Origin of the sequence: Leisingera thetidis (genome assembly GCF_025857195.1) — a bacterium.
GTDB lineage: Bacteria > Pseudomonadota > Alphaproteobacteria > Rhodobacterales > Rhodobacteraceae > Leisingera > Leisingera thetidis.
In genome coordinates this window covers 200626-225245 of sequence record NZ_CP109788.1, presented here as the reverse complement: position 1 = coordinate 225245, position 24620 = coordinate 200626, and the positions used below count along the sequence as shown (strand labels likewise).

Genomic DNA, 24620 nt, shown 5'->3' with positions numbered 1-24620 from the left:
CAGCGCCTCCCGCGCTGCTCTGCACAGGGGAGGAGACCATCATGTTCTGGAAATTCCTGGACAATATAGAAAGCTATATCTGCCGCCTGTTGCTGTCCGGCTTTGTCGTTCTGCTGTTTGTGCAGATCGTCTCGCGCGAGGTGTTCGGCCATTCGTTTTCCTGGATCGAGGAACTCTCGGTCTACATGTTTGTCTGGTTTGTCTACTTCGGGGCCTCTTATGCGGCGCTAAAGGGCGCGCACAACCGGGTCACCTTCCAGTTCAAGTTCCTGCCCGCGGGCTGGATCAAGTACATCGAGGCCTTTGCCGACCTGTTCTGGCTGTTTTTCAACTGCTATTTCCTGTGGCTGGCCACCGATTTCGTCTTCAACAAGATGAACAAGTTCTGGAAGTCGCAGACCTTGGGCATCGAGATGAAATACATCTACATGGTGCTTCCCATTGCGTTCACGCTGATGACCATCCGCATCCTGCAGGTGAATTACCGCAAGCTGATCCGCGGCGAGGACATCCACGATCCCGACCAAATCGACCTTGACGAGATCAAGGCCGCCGCTGGCGCTGACAGCCGCATATAAAAGGGAGGGACAGGACAATGGAAACCGAAATCGTCACGATCCTGTTTGGATCATTTCTGGTGCTTTTGCTGCTCGGCGCGCCGATCACGGTTGCGCTGGGGGTGTCGTCGCTGATCTCGTTCCTCTATCTGGACGAGAACCCGATCAAGTTCGTGCAGATCGCCTTTACCTCGGTGGGCTCCTTCCCGCTGATGGCGCTGCCGGCGTTCATTCTGGCCGGCGCGCTGATGGAGGCCGCGGGGATCTCCAAACGCCTGATCAATGTGGCCGAAAGCCTGGCCGGGCCGTTCACCGGCGGCATTTCCGCTGCGACCGTGATGGCCTGCCTGTTCTTCGGCGCCATCTCCGGCTCTGGCCCCGCCACCACTGCCGCCGTCGGCATGCTGATGATCCCGGCGATGATCAACCGCGGCTATGAGCGCGGCTATGCCTCTGCCGTCACCGCATCCTCCGGGGGCCTTGGCATCATCATCCCGCCGTCGATCCCGATGGTGATCTTCGGCATTGCCGCCCTCGGCATGGCGCCGCCGCCGGAGGCGGTGGAGAAATTCGGCACCTTCCAGTCGGTCTCGATCTCGAAACTGTTCATCGCCGGCTTCATGCCCGCCTTCCTGATCGCCACCAGCCTGCTGATCCTGAACTTCTTCATGTCCAGGAAACGCGGCTACAAGGGCTCCGCCGATGGCTGGTCGATCCGCAACGTGGGCTGCGAAATGTATCGCGGGTTTTGGTCGCTGATGGCGCCCTTGGTGATCCTGGGCGGCATCTACACCGGCTTTTTCACTCCGACCGAGGCTGCCATCGTGGCGATCTTCTACACCCTCGTGATCGGCGTCTTCATCTACCGCGAGCTGACCTGGTCGTCGCTGTTCCAATCACTGGAGGCCACAACCTGGCTCACCGGCCGCGTGCTGCTGATCCTGTTCACCGCCACCGTGTTCGGCCGCCTCTTGGTGGAGAACCAGATCCCGGCGCTGATTGCGGACTCGATGCTCAGCTTCACCCAGAACCTCTATGTCATCTGGGCGCTGATCATCTTCTTCCTGCTGTTTGTCGGCATGTTCATGGAAACCCTGGCAACGATTCTGATCCTGGTGCCGGTGATGCTGCCGGTGGCCTATTCGGTCGGCATCGACCCGATCCATTTCGGCGTGGTCATGGTCTGCACCCTGGGCATCGGCTTCCAGACGCCGCCCTTGGGGGAGAACCTGTTCATCGCCTCGGGAATTTCCAATATCTCGATCGAGCAGATCTCGCTGCGCGCCCTGCCCTTTGCCGCGGTGAACACGATTGCGATTTTCATCATCGCCTTCTTCCCGGAAATCTCGCTGTGGCTGCCACGGCTGTTTGGCTACTGATGGGAAAGGAGACCGGCATGAAACCAATGATCACCAGCATTCTGTTTGCCACCGACCTGTCGCACAATTCCACCTACGCGCTGCGCCATGCCGCCAGCCTGGCGCTGGCGACAGGGGCAGAAATCCACGTGCTGCACGTGAATGAACCGATTTCGGAAGATGCCCGCATCACGTTCGAGATGTTTGTGCTGAACGACGAGACCCGCAAGACCGCAGCCAAGCGCCGCCACGAGATGGTCAAGCAGGTGCTGGCCGAGCGCCAGGCCCGGTTCTGGGCAGCGCTTGAGGGCGATGACGCCAGGATCCGCGACCAGGTCTCCTCGGTTGAGGTGACCGACGGCCACCCGGCGGAGGTGATCCTGCGCCGCTCGGTCGAGCTGGGCTGCGACCTGATCGTGCTGGGCGCCCATGACCACGGGTTCTCCCACACCTTCCTGGGCACGGTGGCCAAGCGCGTCCTGCGGCGCTCGCAGATCCCGACGCTGGTGGTGCCCTATCAGAACGGTGAAGCTGAGGATTGATCCTCCCCGCAAGCGGCGCCCCCTGACGAGGTGTCAGCCCTTTGCAGGGGCGGTTCTGACGTCCGGGTGCAGGTTTCTGTAAGGAACCTTGGCCAGATCGCAAGGGAAGACGCCGGGCGCGGCCACCGGGTAGACGGCACTGGCCACCGGCTCGAAATCGGCGCGGAAATGGGCGGTGCTTTTCACGCAGATGGTGCTGAAGCCCTGGGGCGTTAGCCCGATATGGGTGAAATGCGCCAGGTCCAGGCACTGGTTGCGGATGCTGGTCACCACCAGGGTGATATCCGCCTCTGACCCGTGCAGCCTAAGCGCGGCTGTCAGGCCCAGCGTGGCCACCCCGCCGCCATACATTTCGCCGGTGTAGCGGCAGGTGCCGTCACCAAGGGCCACAACCTGAAACGCCGCCTCAAAAGGCTGGTCCCCTACCGCACCCGAGCGCCCGCCAAGAGCGGCGCGGAAAATGCCGCCCTCCCCCGCCTCATGCGCGGCGGCGGCGGCTTGCGGGTCATGAAACAGCCCCATCAGCACGCCCTGCGCGCCCGCCTCAGCCAGTGCGGCCAGCAGCCCGGTGGTGTCCGAGGTGCCGCCGGCGCCGGGATTGTCCTGCACATCCGCCAGCACCACGGGTTTGTCCGCGCGTGGCTGGCAAGCAATCGCGGCGGCCTCCTGCAGGGACAGCATGGGATGGGCCGACTGCGCCTCCAGCGCAGAAAACAGCGCTGCGATGTGGTCCGCGGCCCTGGCGGCCGCCCCGGCCGTATCTCCATAAGCCACGCAGGAGGGCCTTGTGTCCGGGAAATCCGCCGCGGTGAAGCCAAGCGCGATGTCAGCCAGCACGCCGGCCTCTTCCAGCGGCGGCAGCGCGGCATAAAGCGCAGCACCCGGCGTGGCGTCAGTGTACTGCGCATGCAGCGGGATCAGATAGTCCATTTGCCGGAATGCCTTGTACAGCGTCCCGCCCTTCAGCAGCCGCTGCAGCACCGGCACACAGCGCGCGCCGGTACCGCCCATGTCCAGATGCGGATAGGTGCGGAAAATCGCGATGTAATCCGCCAGTTGCACCGACGCGGGTGAGATATTGGCGTGTAAATCCAGGCTGACCACGACGGGCAGGTCAGGGCCAACCAGCGCCCGGATCCGCCGCAGGATCTCGCCCTCACCGTCGGCGTGGCTCTCGGTTACCATCGCGCCATGCAAGTCGAGAAAGATTCCGTCCAGCGGCCCTGCGGCGCGCAGCCCGTCCAGCAGCTTGCCGCAGATGGTGTCAAACGCCTCATCGGTTACCTGCGCCGAGGGCTCCGCCGCGCACCACAGGATGGGGGCCAGTGCCATGCCAGCTGCCTCGGCCGCCGCGGCGAATCCCGCGATGGGCAGGTTCATGCCGCGGGTCTCACGGATCACCTCTGCCCCGTGCAGCATGGCGGGCCATGAATCCGCCATCTCGAACTCCGCCAGCCCGGCCTTGGTGGTGGCGAAGCAATTGGTTTCATGCTGAAAACCCGCAATGGCGATCCGCGGTCTGGCCTGCATCATGGGTGCTCCTGTGCCCAGACCACCTGCCCGCGGCGGATGGTTCGGGTGACCTTGGTGGCTTCAATGCTGTCCGGGTCTTCCAGCGGGTTTCGGTTCAGCACCGCAAAATCCGCCAGCTTGCCGGGTTCGATGGAGCCGCGGGTGCCCTCCTGGAACACCTGCCAGGCGGCGTCGATGGTCTGGGCCCTGAGGGCCGACAGCGCGCTGATCCGCTGCGCCTCTCCCAATCGGCGGCCGCTGGCGGTCAGTCGGTTCACCGCGCAGTGGGCCAGGTGGATCGGCCGGGTGGGCGTCACCGATGCGTCGTTGTGGATGGTGTAGCGCACGCCATAGCGCTCGGCGGAGGCACAGGGAGAGATCCGCTCGGCCCGTTCCGGCCCCAGAAAAGTATCGTAATGCCGGTCGCCCCAGAAATGCACATGTGCCGGGAAAAAGCTGACGGTGATCCCCAGCCGTGCCATCTGCTGCAGTTGGTCATCGCGCAGGGCCTGGCCGTGGATGATCGTATGGCGGTGATCGGCCCTCGGGTTGACTTCCAGCGCGGCGGCCACCGCATCGATGAACATCTGCGCGCCCGCATCGCCGTTGCAATGGCAATGGATCTGGTGGCCCAGATCATGCAGTTTCTTCACCTCGCGGCGGTGCTCCGCGGCATCTGCATAGGGCATCCCGCAGGGGTGCGCCGGGTCCACGGGCCTGTGATAGGGCGCGCTGAGGTATGCGGTCTGCAGCTGGAACGCCCCGTCGGTGAACAACTTGCGCGGGCCGAGAGTGAAATGCGGATTGCCCGGCCAGTCCAGCGCGTCCGGGCCTTCTGTCAGCGCCGGTTCCAGCTCGCCAATCGGCAGCAGCATCAGGTCATATCTCGGATCCTGATCCGCGGGCAGCGAGGCAAAGTGCTCCAGCATCTTGCGGGTCGCCCAAGCGTTTTGCGCATAGGTGACGCCATGCGCCAGATATTCGTCCCGGCAGCTGTTGAATCCCGCCCAGAACCGTTCGCGGCCAATCAGAAAATCGGTGTCGCCCATCTCTCCCATCGCCGACAGGCCCTCGATCAGCCCGGTGAGCGCGCCGGTCTCCGGATTGCGCCCGAAACGCCCGCCCAAGGGGTCCGGCGTGTCGCGGCTCACCCCGTGGCGCTGCAGCGCCATCGAGTTGGCAGACCCGTTATGGCCCGAGGCGTGGATCACCCAGATGGGATGGTCGGTGGAGACACTATCCAGCTCGGCGCGCGTGGGCATCCGCCCTTCGGCGATGGCGGTATTGTCGAACAGCACCCCCATCACCCAGTCGCCCGCGGGTGTTTCCGCCGCCTTGACCCGCAGCCGGTCCAGCGCCGCGGGTATGTCCGGGCAGCCGCCGCTGGGCGGCGAGGCGAGGTTCACCCGGAACAGCCGGATGAAGCCCGGATCCGGGAAATGCCCGTGCGGGTCGATGAAGGCGGGGATCAGGGTATGACCCTGCAAATCCACCTCATCTGTGCCCGCGGGCATTTTCGCGCGCAAGTCCGCCTCCGGGCCAACAGCGCGGATGGTCCCGCCCGCGGTCAGCACCGCCTCGGGCGTCGGGTTGGCCGCATCCATCGTCAGGATCGGGCCATTGAAATACAATGTGCTTGTCATGGTCTTTTCAGTCTTTAAAGTGTGTCAGCCCAAGGGGGCCAGGCAGCGCAGCCCGTGGCCGTTGCCGGGTTCCCATTGCGGGGTTTGGGTGCAGATCTCCTGCGCAAACGGGCAGCGCTCGCGGAACTCGCAGCCCGAGGGACGCTTCAGCAGGCTGGGCGGCTCGCCCTTCAGGGCGATGCGCTCCAGCCGCGCGTCGGGATCGGGCTCCGGGTTGGCACTCAGCAGGCAGCGGGTATAGGGGTGGCGCGGCTGCTTGAAGATCGCCTCGGTGGTGCCTTCCTCGACCAGGCGGCCCAGATACATGATGCCCATCCGGTCGGCCACGTGGCGCACCACGTTGAGGTTATGGGTGATGATCACCATCGCCAGCCCCAGCCGCTCGCGCAGGCCGTTCATCAAATTCAACAGCTCGCCCTGCACCGACACGTCCAGACCCGCGGTGGGCTCATCCGCCAGGATCAGCTTCGGCTCCAGCGCCAGGGCGCGGGCAACACCCACCCGCCGTGCCTGCCCGCCGGACAGCTGATAGGGGTAGCGGCCCGCAAAATGCGCAGGCAGGTTCACCATCTCCAAAAGCCGTTTGGCCTCGGCGTCCAGATCGCGGTCCTTCATGCCCTGAATGCGGTAAGGCTCGGTGATCAGGCTGCGGATGGTCAGGCGCGGCGACAGGCTGCCGACCGGGTCCTGGAACATCATCGCAATGTCCTTGCGCAAGGGGCGTAGTTCGCGCTCCGAGGCGCCGCGGATCTCCCGGCCCTCGAACCTGACCGAGCCTTCCTGCGCCGGCGCCAGCCCGGCAATGGCGCGGATCACCGTGGTCTTGCCGGAGCCGCTTTCGCCAACCAGCGCATAGGTTTCGCCCGGCTCCACGGTAAAGCTGACACCGGCCAGGACGTTGACTGGGCCATAGCTGGTCTTCAGGTCTTTCACATCCAGCAACGTCATTGCGCGGCCTCCTCATGGTTCAGCCAGCAAGCGGCGTGGCGACCCGGTGCCAGCTGGCTCAGCGGCGGCACCTCAGCCGCGCAGCGCGGCATCGCCTGATTGCACCGGTCGCGGAAAATGCAGCCGCCGGGCAGGTTTGCGAGGTCCGGCACCTCGCCCGGGATGGTCGGCAGCACGCGGGCGCGTTCCTTGATGTGGCCCGGGTCGCAGTCGATCAGGCGGCGGGTGTAGGGGTGCTTGGGATCGTGGAAGATCTCGCGCACATCGCCGCTTTCGACCACCGCGCCCGCATACATCACCACCACCCGGTCGCAGAGCTCGGCAATCACGCCCAGATGGTGCGAGATGAACAGGATGGCGCAGTCGAACTCCTGTTGCAGCTCCTGCAGGCGCTCGATGATCTGCACCTCCAGCGTGGCATCCAGCGCCGTGGTCGGCTCATCCGCGATCAGCAGGTCAGGTTCCGACATCAGCGCCATGGCGATGGCGATGCGCTGGCGCATGCCGCCGGAGAACTCATGCGGGAACTGGTCCAGCCGCGCCTCAGGGTCGGGAATGCCGACGGCGCCCAGCATCCTGGCGGCACGCGCGCGCTTTTCGGCTTTGGATGCCTTGGAGCGGTGCTGGATATCCAGCATCTGGCGGCCAATGGACAGCACCGGGTTGTGGGTCTGCATCGGGTCTTGGAACACGATGGAGATATCTGCGCCGCGCAGATCCCGCATCCTGCGTTCGGGCAGCTGCAGCAGGTCCTCGCCCTTGAACCGCACCTCGCCCTGCCGGAACCGCGTGTTCGGCGCGGTCAGCCGCAGGATCGAGGAGATCAGGGTGGACTTGCCGCATCCCGACTCGCCGACGATGCCGACAATCTCGCCCTTTCGCACGTCAAAGCTGATATCGCGCAAGGCGCGCAGGTCGCCGCGGGCGGTCTCGTAATCGACGCTGAGGCGGTCGATTTCCAGCAGGGTGTCAGTCATCGCTGTTTCCTCAATTTCGGGTCGACCACGTCACGCAGGGACTCGCCCAGGAAGGTGAAGCCAAGCGTTGCCAGAATGATCGGCAGCCCGCCGCCCACCACCAGCCACGGGGTCTGGCGGATCAGTGAATAGCCGTCCTTCAGCAGCGCCCCCCAGCTGGGGGTTGGCGGTTTCACCCCAAGGCCGAGGAAGGAAAGCCCGGCTTCCAGCGCGATCACGGTCGGGATGTCCATCGCCGCCAGCACCGCCAGCACCCCGATGATATTGGGCAGCATGTGAACGCCCAGAATGCGCTTCATGCTGGCGCCCATGGAGCGCTCGGCCAGAATGAATTCGGAGTTGCGCAAGGTGAGCGTCTGGGTCCGCGCCACCCGGCCATAAGTCGGGATCGAGGTTGCCATGACCACAAACACCACGGTCTGCAGGCTTGGCCCCACCAGCGCCATCACGGCCAGCGCAAACATCACGGTGGGGAAGGAGCGGATGGTATCAAAGAGCAGCATCAAAAGGTTGTCGAGCCATTTCGGCCCGTAGCCCGCGATCATGCCCAGCGTCAGGCCGATGGCCATGGCGCCAAAGACGGCGGGCAGCGCCACCTTCAAGGCCACCTGGCCGCCCATGATGACGCGCGAAAATGTATCGCGGCCCAGCTGATCGGTGCCCAGGAAATGCGCGGGCGACGGGCCCTGCAGACGGTCCTTGATGTTCATTGCCACGGGGTCGTAGGGCACGATCCACGCGGCAAAGACAGCGCAGAACACGATGGTGCCGACGATGATCAGCCCCATCAGCCCCAGCGGATCGCGGGCGACGCCGGTGAGGATCTGGCCCAGCTCGGAGCGGGGCCGGGATGGGGTTGCAGGCAGGGTTCCGGACTGGATGTCAGACATAGCAGCCTCCTCAGTTCGCCGTGCGGGCGCGGGGATCGAGCCAGGCGTTGATCAGGTCGGCCAATGCAGTGGACACCACGAACAGGCCGGTCGAAATCAGCACCGATCCCATCACGATCGGGTAGTTGCGGGTGGTGATGCTGTCGATCACCAGCTTGCCCAGGCCGGGGCGGGCAAAGACGATCTCGGCAAAGACGGCGGAGCTGAGCAAAAACCCCATGCCGACGCCGATCACCGTGACCACCGGCAGGATGGCGATGCGCAGCGCATAGACCAACACCACCCGGCGTTCGCGAATGCCAAAGGCGCGGGCGGTGCGGATGTGGCTTTCGCCCATCACCTCCAGCATCGAGGCGCGCACCAGCCGGGCGATATAGCCGACCCAGCTGAGGCCGATGGCAAAGGCCGGCAGTACCAGGTGGTTCAAGCGGCCCCAGAAGCCTTCGCCGGCGCCGATGGCCGGGAACCATTGCAGATGCACCGCAAAGATCAAGAGCGACAGCAGCGCGACCACAAATGCAGGCGCGGCGACAAAGCTGACGGAAATCGCCGCGGTGACCCGGTCGATCAGCGTGTTGGGATGCGCGGCGGCATAGGCCCCCAGCCCGATGCCCAGGGTGGCGGACCAGATGATCGATCCCAGGATCAGCCACAGGGTATGCGGCAATTGCTGGAACACGATTTCGGTCACCGACCGGCCCGAGAACACATCAATCCCCAGATCGCCCTGCAGAAGATTGCCGTAAAAGATGACAAGCTGTTTCCAGATCGGCTGATCCAGCGCCAGCTCAGCCGTCAGCCGCGCCTGCAGCTCGGGCGTGGCACGCGGGCCCAGCATGATCTGGACCGGATCGCCGGGCACGGCGCGGATCATCAGGAACATGACAGTGACCGCCACGATCAGGATCAGCAGCGCCAGGCCGAACCGCCGGATTGCATAAAGTAACATGGCCGCATGGCCCCCTTTTATTCGCTGTGCGGAGGAAAACGGCACGGCTGCACCGCAAATTGCAGCCGTGCCAGGACAGGCCCGGGGGAGGGTCAGGCCTTGCCGAAGTAACGCAGGAGCGCCAGCCCGTCGGGCCGCAGCGCCGGCACGACATGCGCCGAATGAACCACCGGCGTTGCCTCATGGGTCAGGAAGCGGTAGGCGCCGCTCTCTTCCATCAGGTCCTGCGCGCGCTGGTACATCTGGTCCCTCTTGGCCTGATCGGTCAGCTGCGCAGCCTCGGCGTGGATCTTGTCGAATTCCTCGTTGCTGAACTGTTCCCAGTTCCAGTGGCCGACCTGTTCGGTAGTGAACCAGGAGGTGGCGTAATACGGATCCGGGGTCATCGAGTAGCGGTTCAGCACCAGCTGCAGGTCCTCATTGTCGGCGCTGGCCCAGAACGCCCCGGATTCCAGCACGTTGACCTCAACCGCGATGCCGATCTGCGCCAGCGTTGCCTGGATCACCTGGGCGGCGGTGGTGAAGGTGGTCTTGTTCAGCGTGTCGAGCTTGAGGGTGACATTGGTTTCACCGGATTCCGCCAGCAATTCCGCCGCCTTGGCAAAATCCGCCTGCGGCGGCACCAGCGACTGCGCGCGGTTGCCCGCAAGGCCCGGCGCGATGATGCCGGTCGAAGGCTGCACAGCACCGAAATAGGCCGCTTCCAGCACCGATGGCACGTCGATCGCGTGCTGGATCGCTTGGCGCAGCTTCTTGTTCTGCAGCTTGGGGTGATCCAGGTTCATGCCCAGCCAAGTGTAATACAGCGACGGGTATTCCAAGAGCGTGCCGCTGTTCGGCACCCCGTCGCGGTATCGCTGAACCGACCCCAGCGAGACGCGGGTAAAGTCCAGCTCGCCGGCCTCAAAGGCGATCTCGGCGGTGTTCTCGTCGTCAATCGGCAGGATTTCGATGGTGTCCCAGGCCGGTGCCTCGCCCTTCCAGTCCGGATTGCGCTTCAGCACGGTCTTTTCCTTGGGCAACCAGCTGTCGCGCAGGTAGGGGCCGGATTCTGCCACCGGATCGGTTGTCGCCTTGCCGCCCGCGGCTTCCCAGGCCTTTTTCGACACGATATTGCCGGTGATATAGGGCAGCGCGATGCTCCAGAGCGGCGCAAACGGCTCTTTCAGCACGATGGTGCCTTCGCGTTCGCCGGTCACTTCGACGTGGCTCAGAGGGCCCATGTCGGGCTTGTTCGGGCTTTCTGTCTCTTCCGCCACGATCCGCTCAAAGCTGAATTTGACGTCTTCGGCGGTCATCGCGCCAAAACCGTTTGTGAAGCCGATGTCGTCGCGCAGCGCGAATTTGATGTGGGTCTCGTCGCCCTGTTCGATCATCGCGGCCGCGTCCATCTGCCAGTCCCACTCGCGGCCCGGCTTGTACTGGATCAGCTTGTTGTAGATCGAGGCGTGGATCTCCTCGTCGATCACGCCTTTGGAAAAGGCCGGATCGATGCTTTGCAGATCGCCGTAAGAGCGCACCCGCAGGGTGCCGCCGTCTGCCGCCATGGCGCGGCTGCCGAGGCCCATCGGCAAGGCCGCAGCCGCCCCCAGCGCGGTGGCGCCCTTGAGAAACTTGCGCCGTCCCACCGGCGTCTTGGTCCATTCGATCTTCATGGTTTCCTCCCTTAAGATCAGATCAAAGAAGCCCGCGCGGAAGGGTTTCAGCCCATTCCTTTGCCAGGACCTCGGTTTCATCCGCGCTTTCCGTTGCGCGCAGTTTGCGGGTCAGATGGAAATTCTTCCTGTCGCAATACATGGTGCTTTCGGTATCGATGGCGATCTGCCAGCCGTCCCGTTCAAAGGTGAAACGCCACTGCGTCTCGAACCGGGCCGAGGCCTGGTCATTCGGGTGGATGGCATAACGCGCAGTGGCATGGCTGCCGGTGGCCAGCCCGTGATCGGGGTTTCGAGCCTCGCCAAAGTCGTCGAAGGTCTCCAGCACTACGGTGCCATCCTCCAGCACCTTTCGTTTTGACCGGCTGGACGGCGTGCGGAGTTGCTCCGCGGCCAGCACCGGGAAATCCTGCGCGGGGCCGGGGTTGGCCGGGGCAATCTCCTCCTGCACCGCGCGGACGGGCAAATACAGCGCGCTGCCCTCCAGATACAGGGTGACCGCCGCAGCCTCCGGCGCGGGCCAAACGGTCGGCCAGTAAGAGGTAGTAAGCGCCAGCCGCAGCCTGTGGCCTGCCCGCAAGCGGTGCGCGCACTGATTGAGCACAATCTCCGCCTCGCAGATTTGTCCTGGCACCAACGCCTCCAGCGCCTCATGGCTGCTGAGATGCGTCAGGTTCAACGCCCTGTAGCTTATCCGCTGCGACACACCCTCGGGCGAGACATCGCACAGCCGCGCCACGATCTGCGCCACCGGCTTGTCCGCCGAGACCCGCAGTTTCAGCCGTGCCCGGCCCAGCAGCTCCAGCGGTGCGTTCAAGGCTTCACTGTCAAAGCAGACCGACAGGGCGTCATCCTCCGCCTGATCGCCCGCCAGTTCATGGCCGATGTGCATGCCCGGGCAGAAAGACCCGGCAGCCTGACCCGCATGGGCGGGCGAGCGGACGGCCAGCATCCCCTGCCCCGCCGCCGCAGCAAAGCCGCCGGACACCAGATGCCAGACCTCTTCGGACACGTTGGGCGAGGGCCATTCCGCCTCCGCCACCCAGCGCCCCTGCCGCGGGGTGTTCCGCGCCGCCGGATTGAAATGCTCCTGCATATAGGTGCGGCAGGCGGGCAGGTCCTCGGCGCCGTTTTCCTCCTGCTTCAGCCAGCGGTCGAACCAGCCGAGCACCTCGGAATGGAAATCCGCCGCATCCAGCCGGGAGAGATGCGTATAGCAGTGCTCCCACGGGCCGATCAGCGCCTTGGCGGGACCTTGCAGATTGGCTGCCAGCGCAGGCGGCGCGTTCACGTAAGGATCGGCCCAGCCGGTGATTGCCAGCACCGGCACCTGGATTGCAGACCAGTCCCCGCTGACCGAGCCATGCTGCCAATAGCCGTCCCGCAGCGGATGCTTCAGCCAGTCCGCCGCCAGGAAGGGCACCTCTTCCATCCGGGCGATCCAGTCTTCGCGCCAGTCCGGACGCAGCCGGGGATCGGCGGGCCGGGTCAGACAGGCAAACATCCGGGCGCCCCAAGCGGCATTGCCGCTCAGCAGGCAGCCCCCCATATAGTGGATGTCATCCCCATAGCGGTCGACGGTGGAGGCCACCGCCACCACGGCCTTCAACGCCTCGGGGCGGCGGACGGCCAGCTGCAGCCCGTTGGAGCCGCCCCAGCCGATGCCGATCATCCCCACCCGGCCGGTGCACCAGGGCTGCGCCGCAATCCAGGCCAGCACCGCCTCGCCGTCGCGCAGCTCCTGTTGGGAATATTCGTCATCGAACACCCCTTCGCTGTCACCGGTCCCGGCAATATCCACCCGCACGCAGGCATAGCCTTCCGCGGCAAACACCCGGTGCGTGGTCTCGTCCCGCGCTGCGGTGCCGTCACGCTTGCAGCAGGGCAGATACTCCAGGATCGCGGGAAACGGCCCCGTGCCCTCCGGCAGCCACAGACGCGCCGCCAGCCGGCGTCCATCCGGCATCGGGATCCAGTGGTCTTTGGGGCGGGCATCTTGCATTGCGGTCTCTGGGCAGGGTGTCAATGCCTCCAGAAAACCCGGTTTTCCCAAATACGGAACTGTGCGAACATGCGCGAACTGACGTTATATGATCTGAACCCGCGTCAGAAAGCGAAGGAATCCGGCCATTGCCCGATAATTTTTCAGAAAACCTGCGCTCGCTCTGCGCCGAGCATGGCAGCATCGCGCAGATCTGCCGCGAGATCGGAATCAACCGCCAGCAATTCAACCGCTACCTCAATGGCAGCAGCCTGCCCGCGGCGCACAACCTGCGCCGCATTGCGCGCTATTTTGCACTCCCGGAAGCGCAGCTGTTTGCCGCCAGTGCAGAGTTCGAAACCCGGCTGGCCGAAGCGGCAGGACCGGTGCAGCACAGTCCGGGCGAACAGTTTCTGGCCCCTTTCCGCGGCCAGCAGCGCAATCTGAAACGCTATCTCGGCTTCTACCACGCTTATTTCCACACGCCTTCCTGGGGAGAGGGGATCTTCTGCGCGCTGGCACGGTTCACCGAAAAGGACGGGCTGATCCTGTCGCGCAACCTGGAAATTGCCCATGATCCGGAGCAGAGCATCCGGCAGATCTCGCGCTACCAGGGGCTGGTGACGCTGCGCGGCAACCGGCTGTTCATCACCGAGCACGAGCGCGCCCGCGAAGGCAGCGTGGCGCAGACCATTCTGTTTTCCGCCCACCGCCAGCAGCTGAAATACCTGCGGGGGATGACCATGGGGGTGGCGTGGCGGCCGTTCCCGCGTCCCTATGCGGCGCGGACGATCTGGAAACGGCTGGATGAGCGGGTCTCGGCGCGCGAAGCGATTGCCGCCTGCGGTGTCTACCCGGTGCGCAGCCCGCGGATCGACCCGACCGTCAGAAATTACCTGGAAACCCCGGCCAAGGAAGATCTGCCGGAAACATCCGGCAGTTTCCTGTTCTGAGCCCAGCCGGTACCCTGGCGCAAAAGTCGGCACTTGGGGCGCTGTCCTGCGTCAGTTTTCCACAAGCGCGGTGCCCGTCCGTTTCGGCATGTCCTCAATCAGGCGGGTTTCCAGCAGCTGGCCATGCCGGTACAGGATCGGGTAGGCCACCGCCGCGATATGGCTGTTGAACTCCCGCAAGGCGCGCAGCGTTTCCAGATGGATGTCGCTGGTCTCAAAACTGTCCGCCGCCCCGTGCTGCAGCCGCCGCAGATGGCGTTTGCGGCTGTCGCTCTCGGCCCGCTTGATCTCGCTCTTTTCCAGGCTCAGCAGACGGGCGCTTTCCAGGTCGTCCGAGACCAGCACGTTTTTGGCCAGTTTCAGATTGGCCAGGATGTTTTCATGCATCTGCACCAGCTCTCCCCAGCCCTCGTTGGAGAAGGCGGCACCTTTCTTGCGCTTCTCCCCGGCCAGAGCGGCAAGACGCTTGGCCACCACATCACCTGCGGTTTCCAGCCGGATGGCATATTCCATCAGGCCTTGCATCTGGTCGGCAGTGTCCTTGCCGATGTCTTCCGCCGGACGGTCTGCGACAAATTTACGGATGCCGGACAGGCAGGCGTTGACCTCTTCATCAACGCTCTGAACCGCCTTGATCTCGTCCTTGCCGCCTGACCGGTAGAGCTCCAGGGCGGGCTGGAACATGGTCTCGACAAGGTCACTCATCCGCAGGAGTTCGCGTTTGAGGCTGAACAGCGCCTGCGCCGGAGGGCCGGACGTGTCCGCATCCAGTGCGCTGACCGGCCGGCCCGGCAGCGCCGCCGTTCCCGGCGCCGGCGGCTGCGGCAGCAGCCGTTCAAACAGCGGTGCCAATGGCGTGCAGAGCGGCAGCGCCAGCGCCAGGAGGGATGCGTTGAAGGCGAGATGCGCGTTGACCAGCATCTGCCCGCCCTGCGGATCGCCCAGCAGTCCCTGGCGCAGCGCCAGATTGGCGCCGAACAGGCAGAGCACCGCCCAGGTTCCGCGCAGCGCAAGGTTGGCATAAGGGATCCGCCGCGCCTTCAGATCCATGCCGCGGCTCAGCCAGACCGGAATGAAGGCGGAGCCGAAATTCGCCCCCAGCACCAGCGACAGCCCGGCGGCAAAGGGGATCGCGCCGATCTGCACCAGCGTCACGCACATCAGGATCGCCGCCACCGAGGAATGCATCACAAAGGCCAGCGCGCCGCCGACCAGGAAGGCGGTGACATAATCGCGCGCCAGGTAGCCTGCGACGGCCGGCAGGAAGGCGCTGTCGCGGATCGGGTCCATTGCCTCGCGCAGAAACCTGAGCGAAATCAATATGAAGGCAATTCCCATCAGGATCCGCCCCAGCTGGCGCGCCTTCTTGGCCTCGGTCTTGACAAACAGGTAGCCGCCCGCCGCCAGCAGCACCGGCACCAGCCAGTCGAGCTTGAACGACAGGATCTGGATGATCAGCGCCGAGCCCAGATCGCCGCCCAGCACGATCGCCAGCCCGGTGGGAAACGCCAGGTAGCCGCTGGCGGCAAAGCCGGAGGTCAGCAGCGCCACCGCCGCCGAGCTTTGCAGCACGATGGCCAGGATCAGCCCCATGAGGCCTGCCTGCAGATGGCTTCGGCGGCCCGTCAGCAGCCGCTGGAACGAGGCGCCATAGCTGCGCTCGATCCCGGTCCGCACCATCCGCACCGCGTAAAGCAGCAGCATCGTGGCACCTGCCAGGCTGATCAGGAGCGTTAGAATTGCCATCCGTCACCCCTTGATCAATGCCAGCATGTCGGCGTGCAGTTCCGGTGTGGCCGCTGAAATCACCCGGCCATCGGAGTCCAGCCCCAGCGGCGCGCCATCCCAATCCGTCATCACCCCGCCTGCCGCCTCGACCACCGCCAGAACCGGCAGGTAGTCATACGGCTGCAAGTCATAGTCGATCACGGCATCCACATGCCCCGCCGCCAGCAGCGCGTGCGGGTAACAGTCGTAGGCAAATCGGCGGGTCTGGCCGGAATGCATCAGCCGCTCGAACAGCTGCGGGCAATCGCGGTGGATCTTGTCGCCTTCGTTCACGAACAGGACCGACTGCTGCAGCCGGGTCTGGCTCGAGACATGGACAGGCGTGCCGTTCAGCGTCGCACCTTGGCCGCGCACGCCCAGGAAGGTCTCCCCGAGGGCCGGCATACCGATCACACCAAGCTGGGGAAGGCCGCCTTTCAGGTAGCCCAGCAGAAAGCCGAACAGCGGATGGCCGGACAGAAAGGAGCGGGTGCCGTCGATCGGATCGATGATCCAGACATCCTCCCGGTCAGCACCGTCAAAGCCGTGCTCTTCGCCAAAGATGCCATGATCCGGGAAATGGTGCTCCAGATAGGCGCGTACCTTTGCTTCCACTCCCTTGTCGGCTTGGGTGACGGGGCTCTCGTCTTCCTTGAACTCGACCCCCAGACGCCCGCGGAAATAGCCGCGGGCAGCCTCGGCGGCGATTTCTGCTACCCGGACCGCGTGTTCGGTGTAATCCAGTGTCTTCTGCATCGGTTCAGGTTCCATCCCAATAGTTTCTTGCCCTGGCAGCTGAGCGGCGGATGGCTGGTCCGGATGCGGTTCCGATGCTGCCAAAGCGCTGCGCCACCTCCAGCAGGCTCTCTGCCTTGGCGGATTGCCGGGGCCGCCCGGCCCATCCGCGAATCCCAACTTGCTGGTCAAAATTCTCGAAACTGTGGGTTTGGTCAACAGTAAAGTTGATTTTTGACCGTTACTTCGCTGAAATTTTTGCAATTCTGTGTGAATTCCCGGATTTTTGAGTGAGCTTTTGACCGGATTTCGCGGGCATGGCAGAGACACTGCAACCTTGCAGCTGGACCCCAGCAAGCCGCAGACCGGAACCGGTGCCCGGCTCGCTTCCGGCGCTACACGGCGCCAGCGAGATGCCGGGTGGCCAGGGAAAACAGCTCTGCCTGCGACGCGATCCCCAGCTTGGAATAGGCGTGGTGCCGGTGCACCTTCACCGTGCCCTCGGCAATGCCCAGATAGGCCGCGGCAGAGGGTGTCGAATGGCCTTGCAGGATCAGCTGCACCACCTCCCGCTCGCGCGGGCTGAGCACGCCGGTGCCGAAAGTCTGCATCCGGTCTTCCCAGCCGGCCTGCTGGAACCCTTGCGCGGCCGCTTCCGCCTGCCCCCATTGCCGCCGGATGGCGGCGGAAATCACGCCGAACACCGCATTCAACCGGTCCGTGTCCGCCGCTTCGAACCGCTGCTGGCGGGCAAACCGGGCGAGCGAAACGATGAACCAGCTCTCTGCCCCGTCTTGCAGCAGCACGCCGATCTCGTCGCTGATGCTGATCTTGCGGTAAAAGGCGCGGTAGTATTCCGAGCGGTAGAAGGCCTCCGGCGCCAGGTCCATCAGCCGGTAGGCGCCCGGCGTGCAGCCGTTGCGGCAGGCCTGATAGAGCGGGTCCAGCAGATAGGGGCCGCTGGCGTAGAACTCCACCGTGATGGCCGCCTGCAGCTCATCGAGGTCCTGATACAGCGACACCGGCGGCCGCGCGCCCTCGTAACGCGAAATGATCATCGAATCGAAATTGCAGCATTGGCGCAGGATCTGCCGCAGGGCGCCGGGGAAGCGCTCGGTACCGATCATCTCTGCCAGCGCCGCCATGGCATCCGCCCACGGGCCGGGCAGCGGAGGGAATTGGGTCTCCGTGTGCATACTATACCTATAGATATATATCCTTTGCCCAGTTTACCGGCATAAGCGCGGATTTCAAACTGGGGGCCAAAGCAAATTTCCAACCCTACGGAGCCCCAGATGACCGATACCTCCAGTGTGAACCCCGTGCAGGGCGACCTGGCCTTTACCCGCGCAACCGACCGCGGGGTGATTGCCGAGGCCAGCTATGCCGGCGCGCTCAGCTTCATGCGCCGCCGCTATACCCGCGGACTGAGCGGCGCCGATGTGGCGGTGATGGGCGTGCCCTTCGACCTGTCGGTCTCCAGCCGCTCCGGCACTCGGCTCGGTCCCCGCGCGGTGCGGTCGGGCTCCAGCCATATCTCCTGGTCCAAGCCCTGGCCCTGGGAAGCTGACCCCTATGAGGCGCTGCGGGTGGTTGATTACGGCGATTGCGAGTTCGATTATGGCTACCCCCACAAGGTGCCGGGGCAGATCGCCCAGGCCGCCCGCGATGTGCTGGAGACAGATACCGCGCTGCTGTCGATCGGCGGCGACCACTTCATCACCTATCCGCTGCTGAAGGCGCATGTGGAAAAGCATGGCCCCCTCAGCCTGATCCAGTTCGACGCCCATTCCGACACCTGGGCCGATGAGGAAGGCCGCATCGACCACGGCACCATGCTGTGGCACGCCATCCGCGAAGGGCTGGTGGACCCGGCCCGCTCGGTCCAGATCGGCATCCGCACCCACAATCCCGACCCGATGGGCATGAACATCATCGACGCCATCGAGGTGCAGAAAACCGGCCCCGAGGCGGTGGCGGAGAAAGTCCGCTCCATCGTCGGGGACCGCAAGACCTACGTCACCTTCGACATCGACGCGCTGGAGCCCGCCTCCGCCCCCGGCACCGGCACGCCGGTGATTGGCGGCCTCAGCCCCTATCAGGCGCAGGAGATCATCCGCGGGCTGGCGGGCATCGATGTGGTGGGCATGGATGTGGTTGAGGTCGCGCCAGCCTATGACATCTCGGAAATCACCGCCATTGCGGCAGCCACCATCGCCAACGATCTGCTCTGCCTCTACGCGGCCGGTCCCTCCGGCCAGCGCTGAGGCAGTGCGAAACAGGGAGGATAAAATGTTCAATAACACCCTCGCGCCGGCTGCTCTGCTGGCCGCCGCCCTGGCGGCACCCGCAGCCGCCGGAGAGCTCGCCATCTACAACTGGGCGGATTATTTCGGCGGCACCACCATCTCCGGCTATGAGGCCGCCAGCGGCACCAAGGTGACGCTGGACTATTTCGACAGCAACGAGGTTCTGGAAACCAAAATGCTGGCGGGCGGCTCAGGCTATGATGTGGTTTTCCCCGCCGCCTCCAACGCCGAGCGCCAGTTGCAGGCCGGCGCGCTGCACCCGATCGACACCGCGCGGCTCAAGAATTACGGCAACCTGCGCCCGGACATCCTGGCGTCGCTCGACAAGATCCCGGGCGGGCGCGGGCTGGGGGTGCCTTACACCTGGGGCACCATCGGCATCGCCTACAATCCGGCGCTGGTCACCGAGCGGCTGGGGGATCTGCCCGTCGACAGCTGGGACCTGCTGTTCAACCCGGATTACGCCTCCAAGCTCAAGGACTGTGGTGTGGGAGTGCTGGATTCGCCGGTCGAGATGCTGTCGGTCACCCTGAACTACCTTGGGCTTGACCCCTATTCCGAGGACCAGGCAGAGATCACCCAGGCGCAGGACCTGCTGGCCGGGGCGGCAGAAAACATCCGTTATTTCAACAACCAAAAGCCCTCCACCGATCTGCCCGCGGGCAATGTCTGCCTGGCGGTGATGTATTCCGGCGATGCCGGCATCGCCCAGGCCCGCGCGCTGGAGGCGGACAACGGCGTCGAAATCCGCTATGCCATTCCCAGGGAGGGTACGCTGATGTGGATCGATCTGATGGCGATCCCGGAAGACGCCCCCAACAAGGACCAGGCCTATGACTTCATCGACTATATGCTGCGGCCTGAGGTGATTGCCGAGGTCTCCAACACCGTCTTTTTTGCCAATGCAAATGCGGCCGCGGATGCCCATGTGCTGCCCGAAGTCCGGTCCGATCCGGGGGTTTACCCGGACGCGGCCGCGCTGGCCCGCCTGTTCCCGGACAAGAGCCTGGGTGCCAGGGCCCTGCGCCAGCGCACCCGCGCCTGGACCAAGGTGAAATCGGGGATCTGACCTGCACGGGGCCGCCCGGCGGCCCCCTCTGCCTATATGGGGCGCACAGCACCGGCGAGCGAGAAATGCGTCGGGAACAGCGCTGCCAGGAAGCGGAAGATGATCCGCATTGCCTCCTCCCGGTCGAACCGGTCCGGATGCAGCAGGAAGTCGGTCCACATGCCTTCGAGCAGCGCCAGTGTGCCGTGGGTCGCATCACGGGCAACGCCGGACGGGTCGGGGGTTCCTGCCTCCCGCACAATCCTGGAAAAGGCGTTGTGTATCATGTTGCGCAGCCGCCCGTCGCGGGTGTCCGAATATTCCGCAATGGCCTTTCGGTTGCGGGCCTCGCCGCGGAAGGCATACCAGATGCTGACATTGCGCCGGTTCAGCACCCGCTCGCTGAGGTCGCCGCGCACAATCATCTCGATCCGCTCCTGGGCGCTGTCGCCAGCTGTGTGCAGCAGCGCTTCCAGCCCGTCGTAATACTCTTCGGAGGAATGATGCGCGGCGGCATGCACCAGGTTGTCCTTGCCGCCGAAATGCAAGTGGATCATGCCGCGCGACAGGCCCGCGCGCTGAATGATCTCGCTGACCGAAGTCTCCGAGATCCCCTTTTCCGCCACCGAATCCAGCACCGCGCCGATCAGGGCAAGGCGGTTCTGCTCGCGGTTTTGTTCCCTTTTGCCGGTCATCTGGTCCCGAGTTCGCAATCCTGTCTGCAGCCTGGGCGTGCTGTAGCGCGGTTTGCGCCGGCGCGGCAAGCTGCGGCATTTGTCCAATCTAGGCACAGATCCGGACATTTCTCCAGAAAAAATGGACAGTTGTCCATTATTTTCAGAAACCGGTTGACAGCAAGCCCCGCCAGCCGCCAATCTTAGATGGACGATTGTCCATTTTTCAACCCTCGCCCGCAGATCACGCAGCAATGGAGTCTCATGGCCGGATTTCTCAGAACCGAAGCAGGCAAGGGCCTGGCGCTGAGCGCCCCGGCGTCGCTTTATGTGGGGCTGCTGGTGGCGGCGCCGCTGGGCATCCTGGTGGCCTACAGCTTCTGGACCCAGACCTATGTCGAGGTGGACAGGACGCTGACCTGGGCGAATTACCTGGAGGCCGCCACCGATCCGCTGGTGCGCCACCTGATGCTGCGCTCGATCGCCATTGCCGGCGCGGTGACCGCCGCCACCGTGGCGCTGGCCTACCCGATTGCCTATTTCATCGCCTTCCGCACCCGGAAGAAAACCCTGTGGCTCTTGCTGATCACCATCCCGTTCTGGTCGAGCTACCTGTTGCGGGTGTTCAGCTGGAAACTGATCCTGGGCTTCAACGGGGTGATGAACTCGGCGCTGCTCTCGCTGGGGCTGATCGACGAGCCGCTGACCTTCCTGCTGTACAATGAATTCGCGGTGGTGCTGACCCTGGCGCATGCCTGGGCGCCGTTTGCGATCCTGCCGATCTATGTGTCGCTGCAGAAGATCGACCGCGCGCTTCTGGAGGCGGCCACCGATCTGGGCTGCTCGAAACTCGAACGTTTCTGCCGGGTCACCCTGCCGCTGTCTGTGCCCGGCATCATCGCGGGCAGCCTGATCATCTTCATTCCGACCGTCGGCGACTACGTGACGCCGTCGCTGGTCGGCGGCTCGCAGGGCAAGATGGTGGCGAACCTCATCCAGGTGCAGTTCGGCCCCGCCAACAACTGGCCGCTGGGCGCAACACTGTCGCTGGCGGCGATGGCCGCGGTCGGCTGTGTCGCCCTCCTGTTCGTCATCCTGGCCACCGCCCTGGGGAGGAGGATCCGTTGAGCAAACCCGTCCGTTTCCCCTGGCTGCTGGCCTATGCGGTGGCCTATCTGGCCTTCCTCTACCTGCCGGTGCTGCTGCTGCCGCTGTTCTCCTTCAACGACGGCACCATCGTCGCCTTCCCGATGAAGGGCTTCACCCTGAAATGGTACGCCCAGCTGGGCGCGCAGGACACGCTTTTGCAGGCGATGGCGAACTCGCTGATCGTCGGCGCGGTGACCGCGCTGGTGGCCACGTCGCTGGGGCTGTTCGCGGCCCGCGCCTATGTGCGCTACCGCTTCAAGGGGCGCGAGCTGTCGGAGGGGCTGGTGATGCTGCCCTTGGTCATCCCCGGCATCATCGTGGCGTCGTCGATGCTGGTGCTGTTCATCTCGCTGGGGCTGAAGCCGTCGCTGACCACGGTGATCCTGGGCCATGTGTTCGTGGCGCTGCCGTTTGCGGTCTCGATCATGAAATCGGCCTTCGACGACTTCGACCAGTCGCTGGAGGAAGCCGCCTTCGACCTGGGCGAGAGCGTCATCGGCACCTTCCGCCGGGTGACCCTGCCGATCGTGGCGCCGGGGATCGTCGCCAGCCTGCTGGTCACCTTCACCGTGTCGTTCGACGAGTTCGTGCTGGCCTTCTTCCTGTCCGGCAACCAGCCCACCCTGCCGGTCTATATCTGGAGCCAGATCCGCTTCCCGGCGAAGCTGCCGAACACGCTGGCGCTTGGCTCCTTGCTGCTGCTGGCCTCGGTGCTCTTGCTGCTGACGGCCGAATACTTCCGCCGCCGCTCCACCAAATCCGCCGCCACATCCGCCTGATGAAGGATACCCAGATGACCAGCCAGAACATCATCGAAATCTCCGGGGTGGAAAAGCGCTTTGGCACCTTCACCGCGGTCAAGGACCTGAACCTGGCGCTGAAGGAGGGCGAGTTCTTCTCGCTGCTCGGGCCTTCGGGCTGCGGCAAGACCACCGCGCTCAGGATGATTGCGGGGTTCCAGGACCATGATGCCGGCACCATCCGCATCGCGGGCCAGGAGATGGCGCATATCCCGGCCAACAAGCGCCCCACCAACATGGTGTTCCAGTCCTATGCGATCTTTCCGCATCTGAACGTCGGCGACAACGTGGCCTTCGGCCTGCGCAAGCTGAACCTTGGCAAGGCGGAGGTGAGGGACCGCGTCGCCGAAGCGCTGGAGATGGTCGAGCTGGGCGGGCTGCAGGCGCGCAAGGCGGATGAGCTGTCGGGCGGCCAGCGCCAGCGGGTGGCGCTGGCCCGCGCCCTGGTGATGCGGCCCAAGGTGCTGCTGCTGGATGAGCCCCTGTCGGCGCTCGACAAGAACCTGCGCGAGGCGATGCAGTTCGAGATGCGCCGCCTGCAGCAGAAGCTCGGGATCACCTTCGTGATGGTCACCCACGACCAGTACGAGGCGATGACCATGTCCGACCGCATCGGCGTGATGTTCCAGGGCCGGCTCAAGCAGGTCGACAAGCCCGAGGTGCTCTATGCCCGCCCCTGCAGCCGGGAGGTGGCCGCCTTCATCGGCGGCATGAACTTCCTCGACGCCGCCGTGACCGGCGAGGTGAACGGCAAGCTGCAGGCCGAGGTGCAGGGGTTCGGCCCGCTCGCCATCGACGTGAACCCCAATGTGGCGCGGCGCGGGCCGCAGCTGCTGGCGGGCATCCGTCCCGAGCAGCTGGAGATCTCGGCGCAAAAGCCCGACGGCTATGACGGCTACCTGCAGGGCACCGTCGCCAACGCCGCCTTCTACGGCGAGAACGTGCACTACCACGTCACTGCCGAGGGGCTGCAGCAGCCCATCGCGGTGTCGGTGCCGAACTACTTCCACACGGTTGATCACAAGCAGGGCGATCCGGTCTGGCTCGGGGTGCAGAACGCCTCCGTCATCGACCTCGGCGCCCGCGAGACATGAGAATAAAGGGAGGAAATCACATGACGCATTTCAACACGGCACTGGCGGCTGCCGCAGCCCTGGCCGCCTCGGCAGGCCTCGCCGCCGCCGATGCGGCCAGCCTGTCGGTCTTTGACTGGTCCGGCTACGAGGACCAGGGGTTCTACGGCGATTACGTCGCAAAATACGGCGGCGCCCCCAGCTACACCTACTTCGGCAGCGTCGAGGAGGCCTTCACCAAGCTGCAATCGGGCTTTGCCGCCGATCTGGCCCACCCCTGCACCGATGCGCTGCGCAAATGGGTGGCCGCGGATCTGATCAAGCCGATCGACACCTCGAAGATCGCCAACTGGGACAAGCTCTTGCCGCAGATCAAGGAGGTCGACGGCGTCACCATCGATGGCCAGACCTACATGGTGCCGTTTGAATGGGGCAACACCGGGCTGATCTACCGCACCGACCAGATCGCCGAGGGTGACGTCTCGCTGCAATTGCTGGCGGATCCCGCCCATCAGGGCAAGATCGCCATTCCGGATGCCGCGTCTTCGGCCTATGCGATGGCGGCTTTGGCCACCGGCGCCTCCAGCTATACGGACATGTCGGACGCGGAATTCCAGAAGGCGTCCGATTTCCTGCGCCAGATCCACCCCAACGTGCGCTTCTACTGGTCCGATGCGGGCCAGCTGGACCAGGCGCTGGCCTCGGGCGAGGTCACCATGGGCTGGGGCTGGAACCAGTCGGAGCTGAACCTGATCTGGAACGAAACCCCGGCCCGGATGATGCGCGACGTCGGCAAGGGCATCGCCACCTGGGTCTGCGGCTATGTGCATCTGCAGTCCTCGACCCGGAGCGACGAGCAGGTCTATGACATGCTGAACGCGCTGAGCGCGGAAGGAAGCGGCAAATACATCATCGAGAACTGGGGCTATGCCCACGCCAATGCCGACGCCTTCGCCTCTGCCGACCCCGAGCTGATCCAGACCTACGGCTTTGGCGATGTGAACAGCTTCTTCGAGGACAGCCTGTTCTTCGACGCGGTGACCCCGGAGCTCGAGGGCCGGATGCTCAAGGAGTTCGAACGCATCAAGGCCGGCTTCTGA

Annotated in this window: 22 protein-coding genes; 10 read left to right on the top strand and 12 right to left on the bottom strand. The window is 64.6% G+C overall.

The genetic code is table 11. The features are described from left to right. Positions 1 to 41 precede the first annotated feature (41 nt). Genes OKQ63_RS22110 through OKQ63_RS22100 form a run of 3 tightly spaced genes read left to right on the top strand, consistent with a single transcriptional unit; the run spans position 42 to position 2457 of the window. On the top strand, positions 42 to 578 hold the full coding sequence (locus OKQ63_RS22110) for a TRAP transporter small permease (RefSeq protein WP_264214008.1): 537 nt from the start codon (positions 42 to 44) through the stop codon (positions 576 to 578). Between the two features lie 17 nt (positions 579 to 595). Next, the gene (locus OKQ63_RS22105; protein ID WP_264214007.1) at positions 596 to 1936 is read left to right on the top strand and encodes a TRAP transporter large permease; all 1341 of its coding nucleotides are present in this window, start codon (positions 596 to 598) and stop codon (positions 1934 to 1936) included. Positions 1937 to 1953: 17 nt separating this feature from the next. Beyond that, a complete protein-coding gene (locus OKQ63_RS22100; protein ID WP_264214006.1) occupies positions 1954 to 2457 on the top strand; it encodes a universal stress protein in 504 nt (167 codons plus the stop codon). 33 nt (positions 2458 to 2490) lie between these two features. Here OKQ63_RS22100 and OKQ63_RS22095 read toward each other — a convergent pair whose 3' ends face one another. The 8 genes from OKQ63_RS22095 to OKQ63_RS22060 form a co-directional block, all read right to left on the bottom strand. Continuing rightward, positions 2491 to 3990 (bottom strand): M81 family metallopeptidase, encoded by a 1500-nt coding sequence (locus tag OKQ63_RS22095; protein ID WP_264214005.1) that lies wholly within the window; start codon positions 3988 to 3990, stop codon positions 2491 to 2493. Continuing rightward, positions 3987 to 5612, bottom strand: a complete 1626-nt coding sequence (locus OKQ63_RS22090; RefSeq protein WP_264214004.1) for an amidohydrolase — start codon at positions 5610 to 5612, stop codon at positions 3987 to 3989. The genes OKQ63_RS22095 and OKQ63_RS22090 overlap by 4 nt, the downstream gene beginning before the upstream one ends. Positions 5613 to 5636: 24 nt before the next feature. Continuing rightward, positions 5637 to 6560 carry an oligopeptide/dipeptide ABC transporter ATP-binding protein gene (locus OKQ63_RS22085; RefSeq protein WP_264214003.1) on the bottom strand — a complete coding sequence of 308 codons (924 nt, stop codon included), beginning with the start codon at positions 6558 to 6560 and terminating at the stop codon, positions 5637 to 5639. Further along, the gene (locus tag OKQ63_RS22080) at positions 6557 to 7537 is read right to left on the bottom strand and encodes an ABC transporter ATP-binding protein (RefSeq protein WP_264214002.1); all 981 of its coding nucleotides are present in this window, start codon (positions 7535 to 7537) and stop codon (positions 6557 to 6559) included. The genes OKQ63_RS22085 and OKQ63_RS22080 overlap by 4 nt, the downstream gene beginning before the upstream one ends. Further along, the gene (locus OKQ63_RS22075; protein ID WP_264214001.1) at positions 7534 to 8427 is read right to left on the bottom strand and encodes an ABC transporter permease; all 894 of its coding nucleotides are present in this window, start codon (positions 8425 to 8427) and stop codon (positions 7534 to 7536) included. The genes OKQ63_RS22080 and OKQ63_RS22075 overlap by 4 nt, the downstream gene beginning before the upstream one ends. Positions 8428 to 8437: 10 nt before the next feature. Then, on the bottom strand, positions 8438 to 9376 hold the full coding sequence (locus OKQ63_RS22070) for an ABC transporter permease (protein WP_264214000.1): 939 nt from the start codon (positions 9374 to 9376) through the stop codon (positions 8438 to 8440). A gap of 92 nt (positions 9377 to 9468) precedes the next feature. Next, positions 9469 to 11031 (bottom strand): ABC transporter substrate-binding protein, encoded by a 1563-nt coding sequence (locus OKQ63_RS22065; protein WP_264213999.1) that lies wholly within the window; start codon positions 11029 to 11031, stop codon positions 9469 to 9471. Positions 11032 to 11053: 22 nt separating this feature from the next. Continuing rightward, the gene (locus OKQ63_RS22060; protein WP_264213998.1) at positions 11054 to 13033 is read right to left on the bottom strand and encodes a CocE/NonD family hydrolase; all 1980 of its coding nucleotides are present in this window, start codon (positions 13031 to 13033) and stop codon (positions 11054 to 11056) included. Positions 13034 to 13161: 128 nt separating this feature from the next. On the opposite strand from OKQ63_RS22060, the gene OKQ63_RS22055 reads away from it, so the two are divergent. Next, positions 13162 to 13965: a helix-turn-helix transcriptional regulator gene (locus tag OKQ63_RS22055; RefSeq protein WP_264213997.1), complete on the top strand. Its 804-nt coding sequence runs from the start codon at positions 13162 to 13164 to the stop codon at positions 13963 to 13965. Positions 13966 to 14016: 51 nt separating this feature from the next. Here the strand turns inward: OKQ63_RS22055 and OKQ63_RS22050 are convergent, their stop codons facing one another. From OKQ63_RS22050 to OKQ63_RS22040, 3 genes are all read right to left on the bottom strand, one after another. Next, the gene (locus OKQ63_RS22050) at positions 14017 to 15711 is read right to left on the bottom strand and encodes a Na/Pi cotransporter family protein (protein ID WP_264213995.1); all 1695 of its coding nucleotides are present in this window, start codon (positions 15709 to 15711) and stop codon (positions 14017 to 14019) included. A 3-nt stretch (positions 15712 to 15714) separates the two neighbouring features. Next, positions 15715 to 16488, bottom strand: a complete 774-nt coding sequence (locus tag OKQ63_RS22045; protein ID WP_264213994.1) for an inositol monophosphatase family protein — start codon at positions 16486 to 16488, stop codon at positions 15715 to 15717. A gap of 374 nt (positions 16489 to 16862) precedes the next feature. Continuing rightward, positions 16863 to 17612: a helix-turn-helix transcriptional regulator gene (locus tag OKQ63_RS22040; protein ID WP_264213993.1), complete on the bottom strand. Its 750-nt coding sequence runs from the start codon at positions 17610 to 17612 to the stop codon at positions 16863 to 16865. Positions 17613 to 17762: 150 nt separating this feature from the next. Between OKQ63_RS22040 and speB the strand changes: the two genes are divergently transcribed. Next, the gene (gene speB, locus OKQ63_RS22035; RefSeq protein ID WP_264213992.1) at positions 17763 to 18734 is read left to right on the top strand and encodes an agmatinase; all 972 of its coding nucleotides are present in this window, start codon (positions 17763 to 17765) and stop codon (positions 18732 to 18734) included. A 25-nt stretch (positions 18735 to 18759) separates the two neighbouring features. Next, the gene (locus tag OKQ63_RS22030; protein ID WP_264213991.1) at positions 18760 to 19845 is read left to right on the top strand and encodes an extracellular solute-binding protein; all 1086 of its coding nucleotides are present in this window, start codon (positions 18760 to 18762) and stop codon (positions 19843 to 19845) included. A gap of 32 nt (positions 19846 to 19877) precedes the next feature. Here OKQ63_RS22030 and OKQ63_RS22025 read toward each other — a convergent pair whose 3' ends face one another. Continuing rightward, positions 19878 to 20519 (bottom strand): TetR family transcriptional regulator C-terminal domain-containing protein, encoded by a 642-nt coding sequence (locus OKQ63_RS22025; RefSeq protein WP_264213990.1) that lies wholly within the window; start codon positions 20517 to 20519, stop codon positions 19878 to 19880. Between the two features lie 243 nt (positions 20520 to 20762). On the opposite strand from OKQ63_RS22025, the gene OKQ63_RS22020 reads away from it, so the two are divergent. From OKQ63_RS22020 to OKQ63_RS22005, 4 genes are read left to right on the top strand one after another with little or no spacing between them, the layout of a single operon-like run. Further along, a complete protein-coding gene (locus OKQ63_RS22020) occupies positions 20763 to 21626 on the top strand; it encodes an ABC transporter permease (RefSeq protein ID WP_264213989.1) in 864 nt (287 codons plus the stop codon). After that, a complete protein-coding gene (locus tag OKQ63_RS22015) occupies positions 21623 to 22426 on the top strand; it encodes an ABC transporter permease (protein WP_264211123.1) in 804 nt (267 codons plus the stop codon). Before OKQ63_RS22020 ends, OKQ63_RS22015 begins: the two co-directional genes overlap by 4 nt. A gap of 14 nt (positions 22427 to 22440) precedes the next feature. Continuing rightward, on the top strand, positions 22441 to 23541 hold the full coding sequence (locus OKQ63_RS22010) for an ABC transporter ATP-binding protein (protein ID WP_264211122.1): 1101 nt from the start codon (positions 22441 to 22443) through the stop codon (positions 23539 to 23541). Between the two features lie 20 nt (positions 23542 to 23561). Further along, entirely contained in the window at positions 23562 to 24620 is a 1059-nt protein-coding gene (locus OKQ63_RS22005; RefSeq protein WP_264211121.1) for an extracellular solute-binding protein, read from the top strand.

Coding starts and splice junctions, on each gene's coding strand:
- OKQ63_RS22040 (WP_264213993.1), bottom strand. CDS start 17,612: ATGGCGGCGCTGGCAGAGATGATCGGTACCGAGCGCTTCCCCGGCGCC.
- OKQ63_RS22075 (WP_264214001.1), bottom strand. CDS start 8,427: ATGTCTGACATCCAGTCCGGAACCCTGCCTGCAACCCCATCCCGGCCC.
- OKQ63_RS22060 (WP_264213998.1), bottom strand. CDS start 13,033: ATGCAAGATGCCCGCCCCAAAGACCACTGGATCCCGATGCCGGATGGA.
- OKQ63_RS22025 (WP_264213990.1), bottom strand. CDS start 20,519: ATGACCGGCAAAAGGGAACAAAACCGCGAGCAGAACCGCCTTGCCCTG.
- OKQ63_RS22105 (WP_264214007.1), top strand. CDS start 596: ATGGAAACCGAAATCGTCACGATCCTGTTTGGATCATTTCTGGTGCTT.
- OKQ63_RS22095 (WP_264214005.1), bottom strand. CDS start 3,990: ATGATGCAGGCCAGACCGCGGATCGCCATTGCGGGTTTTCAGCATGAA.
- OKQ63_RS22100 (WP_264214006.1), top strand. CDS start 1,954: ATGAAACCAATGATCACCAGCATTCTGTTTGCCACCGACCTGTCGCAC.
- OKQ63_RS22005 (WP_264211121.1), top strand. CDS start 23,562: ATGACGCATTTCAACACGGCACTGGCGGCTGCCGCAGCCCTGGCCGCC.
- OKQ63_RS22090 (WP_264214004.1), bottom strand. CDS start 5,612: ATGACAAGCACATTGTATTTCAATGGCCCGATCCTGACGATGGATGCG.
- OKQ63_RS22010 (WP_264211122.1), top strand. CDS start 22,441: ATGACCAGCCAGAACATCATCGAAATCTCCGGGGTGGAAAAGCGCTTT.
- OKQ63_RS22080 (WP_264214002.1), bottom strand. CDS start 7,537: ATGACTGACACCCTGCTGGAAATCGACCGCCTCAGCGTCGATTACGAG.
- OKQ63_RS22050 (WP_264213995.1), bottom strand. CDS start 15,711: ATGGCAATTCTAACGCTCCTGATCAGCCTGGCAGGTGCCACGATGCTG.
- speB (WP_264213992.1), top strand. CDS start 17,763: ATGACCGATACCTCCAGTGTGAACCCCGTGCAGGGCGACCTGGCCTTT.
- OKQ63_RS22045 (WP_264213994.1), bottom strand. CDS start 16,488: ATGCAGAAGACACTGGATTACACCGAACACGCGGTCCGGGTAGCAGAA.
- OKQ63_RS22065 (WP_264213999.1), bottom strand. CDS start 11,031: ATGAAGATCGAATGGACCAAGACGCCGGTGGGACGGCGCAAGTTTCTC.
- OKQ63_RS22030 (WP_264213991.1), top strand. CDS start 18,760: ATGTTCAATAACACCCTCGCGCCGGCTGCTCTGCTGGCCGCCGCCCTG.
- OKQ63_RS22110 (WP_264214008.1), top strand. CDS start 42: ATGTTCTGGAAATTCCTGGACAATATAGAAAGCTATATCTGCCGCCTG.
- OKQ63_RS22020 (WP_264213989.1), top strand. CDS start 20,763: ATGGCCGGATTTCTCAGAACCGAAGCAGGCAAGGGCCTGGCGCTGAGC.
- OKQ63_RS22085 (WP_264214003.1), bottom strand. CDS start 6,560: ATGACGTTGCTGGATGTGAAAGACCTGAAGACCAGCTATGGCCCAGTC.
- OKQ63_RS22070 (WP_264214000.1), bottom strand. CDS start 9,376: ATGTTACTTTATGCAATCCGGCGGTTCGGCCTGGCGCTGCTGATCCTG.